Below are 7,916 nucleotides of genomic sequence, written 5' to 3' on the forward strand. Positions count from 1 at the left end.
CAGCCGTGGTGCGAGCGGGTGCGTTGCTCAGCCGTGGTGCGAGCGGGCGCGGCGCCGGTGGTCGTACATCGCCGCCGTGTAGACGTCGGCGGTGGCCAAGGCCGCCGTGTCCCAGCCGAAGGACTGGGCGTGCGCGGCGGCCGCGGCGCCCATCCGGCCGGCCAGCTCCGCGTTCTCCGCGAACCGGCCCAGCGCCCGCGCGTACGCCTCCGGGTCGTGGCCCGGGATGAGGAAACCGCTGACCCCGTCCCGTACGGCGACCGGCAGGCCGCCCACCTCCGCCGCGATCACGGGGGTGCCCGTCGCCTGGGCCTCTATGGCGACCAGCCCGAAGGACTCGCTGTACGAGGGCATGACCAGCACGGACGCCGCCCGGAACCAGTCGGCGAGCTGCTCCTGGCCCACCGGCGGATGGAACCGTACGACGTCGGCGACGCCCAGGCGCGCGGCGAGCTTCTGCAGGACCTCCGGCTTGGCGAGCCCGCTGCCGCTGGGGCCCCCGACGACGGGCACGACGATGCGTGAGCGCAGCGCGGGGTCGCGCTCCAGGAGCACGGCGACGGCGCGCAGCAGCACGTCCGGGGCCTTCAGCGGCTGGATGCGGCCCGCGAAGAGCGGGATCAGGGCGTCCTGCGGCAGACCGAGGCGGGCGCGCGCGGCGGCGCGGCCGTCGCCGGGGCGGAAACGCTCCAGGTTCACCCCGGGGTGCACGACGGCGACGGACGCCGGGTCCGCGTCGTAGAAGCGGATGAGCTCGTCCGCCTCCCCGGCGGTGTTCGCGATGAGCCGGTCGGAGGCGTGCACGATCTGGGTCTCGCCGATGACGCGGGCGGCGGGCTCGGGGGTGTCGCCCTCGGCGAGCGCGGCGTTCTTGACCTTCGCCATCGTGTGCATGGCGTGGACGAGGGGGACGCCCCAGCGCTGGGCGGCGAGCCAGCCGACCTGGCCGGAGAGCCAGTAGTGGGAGTGGACGAGGTCGTAGTAGCCGGGGCGCTGGCCCGCCCAGGCCTGCATCACGCCGTGGGTGAAGGCGCAGAGCTGTGCGGGCAGCTCCTCCTTCGCGAGGCCCTCGTACGGTCCGGCGTCGACGTGCCGGACCAGGACGCCGGGCGCCAGCTCGACCGTCGGGGGCAGCCCGCCGGTGGTGGCCCGGGTGAAGATCTCGACCTCGATGCCGATCGCGGCCAGCCGCCTGGCCAGCTCCACGATGTAGACGTTCATGCCGCCGGCGTCGCCGGTGCCGGGCTGGTGCAGCGGAGAGGTGTGGACGGAGAGCATCGCGACACGGCGCGGCTTGCGGTGCCCCGCGAACGTTCCCGGGAAGCGGATACGGGGTGCCGCACGGCTGCTGCCGAGCCGGGAGACGTACTGGCTCACGGGTCCGCTCCTCCTCGCTCAGGGCATGACACGTACCGGGCACACGGCCCCTTCCAAGGCCAGAACAGCGGAAGCCGCCCTTTCATTTCCGCTTTGCCAAATCATTGCCCGCTCTCCGGCGCGCCGCGGAGCGGGCCGCGCGCGCCCCTGCTCCGCGTCTTCCCCTCGCCGCTTCGCATACGCTCCCCTTCATGCACCAGCGCCCCATCGGCACCGCGACCCGCGGGACCACCAACCCCAACCGGCTGCGCCGCATGGACCGCTGGATCGCCGCAGCCCACGGCCCCGTACTGCGCCGCAGCGACGACCCCCTCGCGGTCGATCTGGGCTACGGCGCCGCGCCCTGGACGGCCGTGGAACTGCTGGACCGGCTGCGCACCGCCGAGCCGCGCACGGCCGTCGTGGGCGTGGAGATCGACCCCGCCCGGGTCGCGGCGGCGCAGCCGTACGAGCGCGAGGGCCTCACCTTCGTGCACGGCGGCTTCGAGATCCCCACGGCCGCCCGCCCGGTCCTCATCCGGGCGGCGAACGTGCTGCGCCAGTACGACGAGGGCGAGGTCGCCGCGGTCTGGCAGCGGCTCTGCGCCCGGCTCGCCCCGGACGGGCTGCTGGTCGAAGGCACCTGCGACGAGATCGGCCGCCGGCACGTGTGGGTCGCGCTCGGCCCTGAAGGACCGCGCACGGTCACCTTCGCGACCCGGCTCGGCTCGCTGGAGCGCCCCTCCGACCTCGCCGAACGCCTCCCGAAGGCCCTGATCCACCGCAATGTGCCGGGCGAACCCGTCCACGCCTTCCTGCGGGACCTCGACCGCGCCTGGGCCTCGGCCTCCCCGTACGCGTCGCTGGGCGCGCGGCAGCGCTGGATCGCGGCGGTCCGCGCGGTCTCCGCCGACTGGCCCCTGACGGACGGCGTACGGCGGTGGCGGCAGGGGGAGATCACGGTGCGCTGGTCCGCACTGCGGCCGGCCACGGGCTGAGCGACACCGGACGAGGGCGACTCCGGACGAGGGCGACTCCGGGCGGGGCGACTCCAAACGGACGGCTCCAAACGGGCGGCTCCGGACAGGGCGGCCACACGTTCGAGGGATGTGCCCGCATCCGGGAACACCGGCGAATCACCGTTCGTCCCCCTGTGTGACGGGGAGGGTGACGCGGACCTCTGTTGCTTTACGGGACAACATGGCACGATCGCGTCGTCACGCAAACGTTACTGACGGTAAGTCAGATGTACGCGATACGGCTTTCGTTGCCTTTTCGCCCGGAGGGGGAGCTTGTGAACCGACGCCACTGTGCCACTGCCGCGATCACTCTGGTCTGCGCACTGGCCCTGCTGACCGCGCCGGTCCAGGCCATGGCCGCCCCGATACCCGAGCCCGGCCCCACCTCCACCGCCCCCGCCTCACCGAAGAAGAGCCTCGAAGAGGTGCGCGAGGAGATCGACACCCTCTACCGCAAGGCCGGGGCGGCCACGGACGCGTACAACCTCGCCAAGGAGCAGTCCAAGAAGCAGTCCGGCGAGATCGTCCGGCTGACCAAGTCGATCGCCGACGGCCAGGCGAGGATCGCCGAGCTGAAGGACAGGGCGGGCGCCCAGGCCCGCGAGCAGTACCGCAGCGGCGGACTCCCCCCGGGCGCGCAGCTGGTGCTGAGCGGCGATCCCGACCTCTTCATGGACGGCGTCAACCAGGCCCGGCAGGGTCAGCAGGCCACCAAGGGGATGCTGACCGAACTGGAGCAGGCGCAGGAGGACTTGGAGACGTACACGAAGGACGCGAGCCTCAACTGGGAGAAGATCGAGGCCAGTCGCGTCAAGCAGGCCAAGGCGAAGAAGAGCATCAACGCACAGATCGCGGCGGCGGAGAAGATCGAGTCGCAGCTCGCGAAGGAGGAGCAGGCCAGGCTCCTCCAGCTGGAGAAGGACGCCGCGTCCACGGCACAGGCCGCCTGGCTGTCCTCCGGCGCGCTCAAGGACATCAACCGTGAGGCGAGCGCCGCCGGGAAGCAGGCGCTGGCCTTCGCGACCGCCCAGATAGGCAAGCCCTATGTATGGGGAGCGGAGGGCCCCGGTTCGTACGACTGCTCCGGGCTGACCTCCCAGGCCTGGGCCGCGGCGAAGCAGCCGATCCCCCGGACGTCACAGGAGCAGTGGCGGCAACTCCCTCATGTCGCCATCCAGGACATGCGCCCCGGCGACCTGATCATCTACCACAGCGACGCCAGCCACGTCGGGATGTACGTCGGCGACGGCTCGATCGTGCACGCCCCCCGACCCGGCCGGCACGTCACGCTGACGGGTGCGGGCACGATGCAGATCCTGGGCGTGGTCCGGCCGGACAAGTAGGCGCCGGGCAGGTACGCGCTGGGCATGCAGGCGCCGGGCACGTACGCGCTGGGCATGCAGGCGCCGGGCACGCAGTGGCCGGCCACGTACACGCTGGACACTTAGGCGCCGGAGCCATGCAGGTCATGCGCGTCGTCGCCCCGACAAGTGGGCGCCGGAGCACGGCGTTCGGCGCGTGACGGGCGGCACACGGCGCGGGCCAGCGCTCCGTACGCCCGGAGGGTGCGGCCAGTTGTGCGCAGAGCGTGTCGGCCGCGTGATGTTCGTCATGACCTCATGTCCGTTTCGTGCGCCCGCATCACGCCGGATCCGTGGTGGGACGCGGCTTATGGCCGCGCATATGACAGAGGATGATCAGCGGGCGCCATTCCGTTCCCCCGCCGTGGACCGCTATCGTCCCCGTCGGCGGGTCGTCGATCGTCGTTCCGCCGCGCCCTCGGGGGGAGGGAAGGAAACCCGAACCGATGCCCGTACCCGTACCGCAGCAACGTGCCGTTCCCGCTGCGGAGACCAATCACGGCGCCGACCTCACACTCCTGGTGATCGAGGACGACCCTGCGGGCACCTTCGCCGTCCCCGACCTGTCGTCCACCACCGGGGCACGGGTCCGCGTCCGTACCGCCCGTAACCTCACCGAGGCCGGACGGCTGCTCACCGACGACGTCGACTGCATCCTGCTCGACCTCGACCTGGAGGCGGCGGCGCTGCCCGCCGGTGTACGCGCCGACAGCCCTGACGACGGGGCCGGCCACCCGGACGAGCTCGCCGCCCTCAAGCACGTCCTGCGGATCGCGCCGCGCCACGCCGTCCTCGCCCTCACCGCGGAGGACGACGCCGAGCGCGCCGCCGAGGCCGTACGGGTCGGGGCCCAGGACTACCTCTTCCGCGGCGAGCTCGACGGACGCCTCCTCAGCCGCGCCATCCGGTACGCCGTGGAGCGCAAGCGCGCCGACATCGCCCAGCACCAGCTGACCGAGTCCCGGCTGCGGGCCCAGGAGAACGCCCGGCTGGAGCGCGGGCTGCTGCCCACCCCGCTCCTCGAAGGCTCCGACCTCGCCTTCGCCGCCCACTACCGGCCGGGCCGCAGCCGCGCCCTGCTCGGCGGCGACTTCTACGACACGGTCCGCACACCCGACGGCACGGTCCACGCGATGATCGGCGACGTCTGCGGGCACGGCCCGGACGAGGCCGCGCTCGGCGTCGAGCTGCGTATCGCCTGGCGGGCGCTCACGCTGGCCGGGCTCTGCGGTGACGACCTGCTCGCCACGCTCCAGCAGGTGCTGGAGCACGAGCGGCAGAGCGAGGAGATCTTCGCGACGCTCTGCACCCTCGACATCACCCCCGACGGCCGCCGCGCGGGCCTGTGCATCGCGGGCCACCCCGCGCCGCTGATCGCACGCCAGGGCCGGGCGGCGCACCTGCTCCCGTACGAGGACGGCGGCCCGGCGCTCGGTCTGCTGCCGCACGCCCGGTGGCCGCGCCGCCAGGTCGAGCTGGGCGGCTCCTGGAGCGTGATGATGTACACCGACGGGCTGATCGAGGGGCGCGTCGGGCAGGAGGGGACGCAGCGGCTGGGCCAGGACGGCATGGTCGCGATGGTCAACGGCCGGCTGGACCAGGGCCTCGGCGGCGAGGCGCTGCTGGAGGCCGCGGTCACCCAGGTGCAGGAGCTGAACGGCGGCGAGCTGACCGACGACGTGGCAGTCCTGCTGCTGGAGCGCGACGAGGCCCGGATACGACGGAGGGGCAGGAGCGCCTCGCGCTCCCGCCCCGGTGCCGCTTCGTCGGTGGGCGCTCAGCGCCCGCCGTTGTAGGGGCCGTACGGTCCGTCGCTGCTGGATCCGCCGCGCCGGCCGCTGCCGCCCGAGACGGCCTTGATCGCCGGCCGCACGTCCACCATGAAGACGATGGACGCGATCACGCCCGCGATCTGCAGGAACAGGATCGGGATGACGAGGTTCACGAAGACGGTGGCGCCGAGAAGGATCAGCCAGAACGACTTCTTCTGCTTGTCCGCGGCCCGGTAGGCGTCCTCGCGCGCCGTCACGGCGAAGACCAGCGCGACCACGGCCAGGACGAGCATGGCCAGGTACAGCAGCTGGAGGAACGAGCCGAATGCTTCGAGCAACACGGTGAGCACCGCCTAGTCAGTGGATGGAGCGCCTCGCGGCCAAGGTACCGGGACAACGACCCGGGCACCCCGAAAGGTGCCCGGCCCGTTCTTCCGGCAATCCCGGCTCGCGTGCTTACTTCGCGGAGGGCGGGGTCGTCTTCTTCGCCGCGGGCTTGCGCACGGGCGCGGGCTTCTTCGCCGCCGGGGCGGGCGCGGCCTTGGACTCGGCGGCCTTCGGCGCGGGCTTCTTCGCGGCGGGGGCCACGGGCTTCGCGGCCGTCACCGGCTTCACGGAGGCGGCCGGCTTGGCCGGGGTGACCGGCTTGGCCGCCGGCTTCGCCACCGTCTCGGACTTCTGCTTCGGCACGGCCTTCGGCTCGGCCTCGACGACGGCGGCGATCTCGACGATCTCCCCGGCCGTCTCGCCGCGCCACGTCCGTACGCTCTGCTCGCCGCGCTCGGCGACCTTCTCGTACGTCTCACGGGCCCGGACGGCGTACTCGGCGGCGACACCCACGCTGCGCAGCGCCAGGTCCTGGGCGGTCTCGCCCCACTTCTTGAGGTCGGTGTCCAGCGCCCCGAAGACCTCGGTCACCTTCGCCTGCACGGTGGCCTGAGCCTCCTTGGCCTGCGTGGTGACCCGCTCCTGAACGGCCTTGGGGTCGGTGTTGCGCACGGCCTCGATGCGCTCGGGCGCCTCGGCCCGCAGCTGCTCGATCAGGGCCGGGACCTTGCGCGCCTGCTCGACGGCGAGGTCGGCCGTACCGGCGGCGAAGTAGAGGGGGGTGGGGTCGGTGAGGGTCTTGCGCAGGTCATCGGTGATGGCCATGACTGTGGTCCTCCCGGATCATCAGAAGTGGGTTAGCTGGTAGCTGGTGGATCTGCATCACTGCCGCCGGCCGTGCGGGGTCCGCGGGCATCCGGACCGGCACCGTCCGCGTCATCGGTGCCGCTGTCCGTGTCGGCACCGATTCTGCTCTCCGCACCGGCGGCACCGTGGAACTCGGCGCCGGTGTCGGACGCGACATCGAAACCGTTCTCCCGGCGGAAGGAGTCGTAGATCTGCAGCAGCACGTTCTTCTGCCGCTCGTTGATCGACGGATCGGCCAGGATGACCGCCCGCGTCTCCAGCTCCTCCCGCTCCCGCTCGTCGAGGATCCCGGCCCGCACGTACAGCGTCTCGGCCGAGATCCGCAGGGCCTTGGCGACCTGCTGCAGCACCTCGGCGCTCGGCTTGCGCAGACCGCGCTCGATCTGGCTGAGATACGGATTGGACACCCCGGCGGCGTCGGCGAGCTGCCGCAGGGAGAGCTGCGCCGTACGCCGCTGCTCACGCAGGTACTCGCCGAGATTGCCGACGTTGAGTGATGCCATGTCCCGATGGTGCCCCAGCCTTGCTAACTATTGCAAGCGCGTGCTTGCAAAAGTGTTCCGTGTCATGCGGGGGCGAGGGACCCCGATCACGCGGGGGCGAGGGACCTCGATCACGCGGTGGTGACGGACCCCGAGGACGCGCCGGACCGGACGACCGGGAACGTCACCCCGGTGAGGTCCTCGGAGGCGGCCCACAGCCGCTGCTGGACGGCCACCTCGTACGACTCCGGGCTGGAGGTGACGAGCCGGGGGTGGCCCATGATCTCGTTGCGTCCGCCGGGGCCGTAGTACTGGCCGCCGAGCACGGCGGGGTCGGTGGCGGCGCGCAGGGTCGGCAGTGCGCCCATCGCCGGCGTCTGGGTGATCAGCGGCGCCAGCCAGGTGAGCGGGAGCCGGAGGGCCGCGGGGGTGTTGCGGGCGAGCTCGGTGCTGGACACGCCGGGGTGCGCGGCCACCGCGGCGGTGGTGCCGTGCGCGGCGAGCCGGCGCTGCAGCTCGTAGGTGAACATCAGGTTGGCCAGCTTGGACTGACCGTAGGCGGCGACCCGGCCGTACGACCGCTCCCACTGGAGGTCGTCGAAGTGGATCGCGGCCCGGATGCGGTGACCGGTGCTGCTGACCGTCACCACCCGCGAGCCGGGCACCGGCAGCATCAGGTCCAGCAGCAGCCCGGTGAGCGCGAAGTGGCCGAGGTGGTTGGTGCCGAACTGC

At 72.4% G+C, this 7,916-nt stretch carries 8 protein-coding genes; 3 read left to right on the plus strand and 5 right to left on the minus strand.

The features are described 5' to 3' along the window. Positions 1 to 27 precede the first annotated feature (27 nt). On the minus strand, positions 28 to 1,377 hold the full coding sequence (gene mshA, locus JKV81_RS06595; RefSeq protein ID WP_202075135.1) for a D-inositol-3-phosphate glycosyltransferase: 1,350 nt from the start codon (positions 1,375 to 1,377) through the stop codon (positions 28 to 30). 191 nt (positions 1,378 to 1,568) lie between these two features. Here mshA and JKV81_RS06600 point away from each other — a divergent pair, with 191 nt between their 5' ends. The 3 genes from JKV81_RS06600 (at position 1,569) to JKV81_RS06610 (ending at position 5,532) form a co-directional block, all read left to right on the plus strand. Further along, positions 1,569 to 2,354 (plus strand): class I SAM-dependent methyltransferase, encoded by a 786-nt coding sequence (locus tag JKV81_RS06600; protein ID WP_202075136.1) that lies wholly within the window; start codon positions 1,569 to 1,571, stop codon positions 2,352 to 2,354. Positions 2,355 to 2,650: 296 nt separating this feature from the next. After that, on the plus strand, positions 2,651 to 3,718 hold the full coding sequence (locus JKV81_RS06605) for a C40 family peptidase (protein WP_129264846.1): 1,068 nt from the start codon (positions 2,651 to 2,653) through the stop codon (positions 3,716 to 3,718). 464 nt (positions 3,719 to 4,182) lie between these two features. Beyond that, positions 4,183 to 5,532: a PP2C family protein-serine/threonine phosphatase gene (locus tag JKV81_RS06610; RefSeq protein WP_124273986.1), complete on the plus strand. Its 1,350-nt coding sequence runs from the start codon at positions 4,183 to 4,185 to the stop codon at positions 5,530 to 5,532. Here the strand turns inward: JKV81_RS06610 and JKV81_RS06615 are convergent. The 4 genes from JKV81_RS06615 to JKV81_RS06630 form a co-directional block, all read right to left on the minus strand. Then, entirely contained in the window at positions 5,514 to 5,849 is a 336-nt protein-coding gene (locus tag JKV81_RS06615) for a DUF2516 family protein (protein WP_124273985.1), read from the minus strand. The genes JKV81_RS06610 and JKV81_RS06615 overlap by 19 nt on opposite strands. Before the next feature lie 115 nt (positions 5,850 to 5,964). After that, on the minus strand, positions 5,965 to 6,660 hold the full coding sequence (locus JKV81_RS06620; protein WP_099174152.1) for a hypothetical protein: 696 nt from the start codon (positions 6,658 to 6,660) through the stop codon (positions 5,965 to 5,967). Between the two features lie 32 nt (positions 6,661 to 6,692). Next, positions 6,693 to 7,205 carry a helix-turn-helix domain-containing protein gene (locus JKV81_RS06625; RefSeq protein ID WP_202075137.1) on the minus strand — a complete coding sequence of 171 codons (513 nt, stop codon included), beginning with the start codon at positions 7,203 to 7,205 and terminating at the stop codon, positions 6,693 to 6,695. Between the two features lie 110 nt (positions 7,206 to 7,315). Beyond that, on the minus strand, positions 7,316 to 7,916 hold a 601-nt coding region (locus tag JKV81_RS06630), incomplete at its 5' end, for an oxidoreductase (RefSeq protein WP_236055524.1).

It is taken from the genome of Streptomyces silvae (genome assembly GCF_016745505.1).
GTDB lineage: Bacteria > Actinomycetota > Actinomycetes > Streptomycetales > Streptomycetaceae > Streptomyces > Streptomyces silvae.

Bases quoted from the DNA above. Each gene is read 5' to 3' on its own strand.
- JKV81_RS06600 (WP_202075136.1), top strand. From the start codon at position 1,569: ATGCACCAGCGCCCCATCGGCACCGCGACCCGCGGGACCACCAACCCC.
- JKV81_RS06625 (WP_202075137.1), bottom strand. From the start codon at position 7,205: ATGGCATCACTCAACGTCGGCAATCTCGGCGAGTACCTGCGTGAGCAG.
- JKV81_RS06610 (WP_124273986.1), top strand. From the start codon at position 4,183: ATGCCCGTACCCGTACCGCAGCAACGTGCCGTTCCCGCTGCGGAGACC.
- JKV81_RS06620 (WP_099174152.1), bottom strand. From the start codon at position 6,660: ATGGCCATCACCGATGACCTGCGCAAGACCCTCACCGACCCCACCCCC.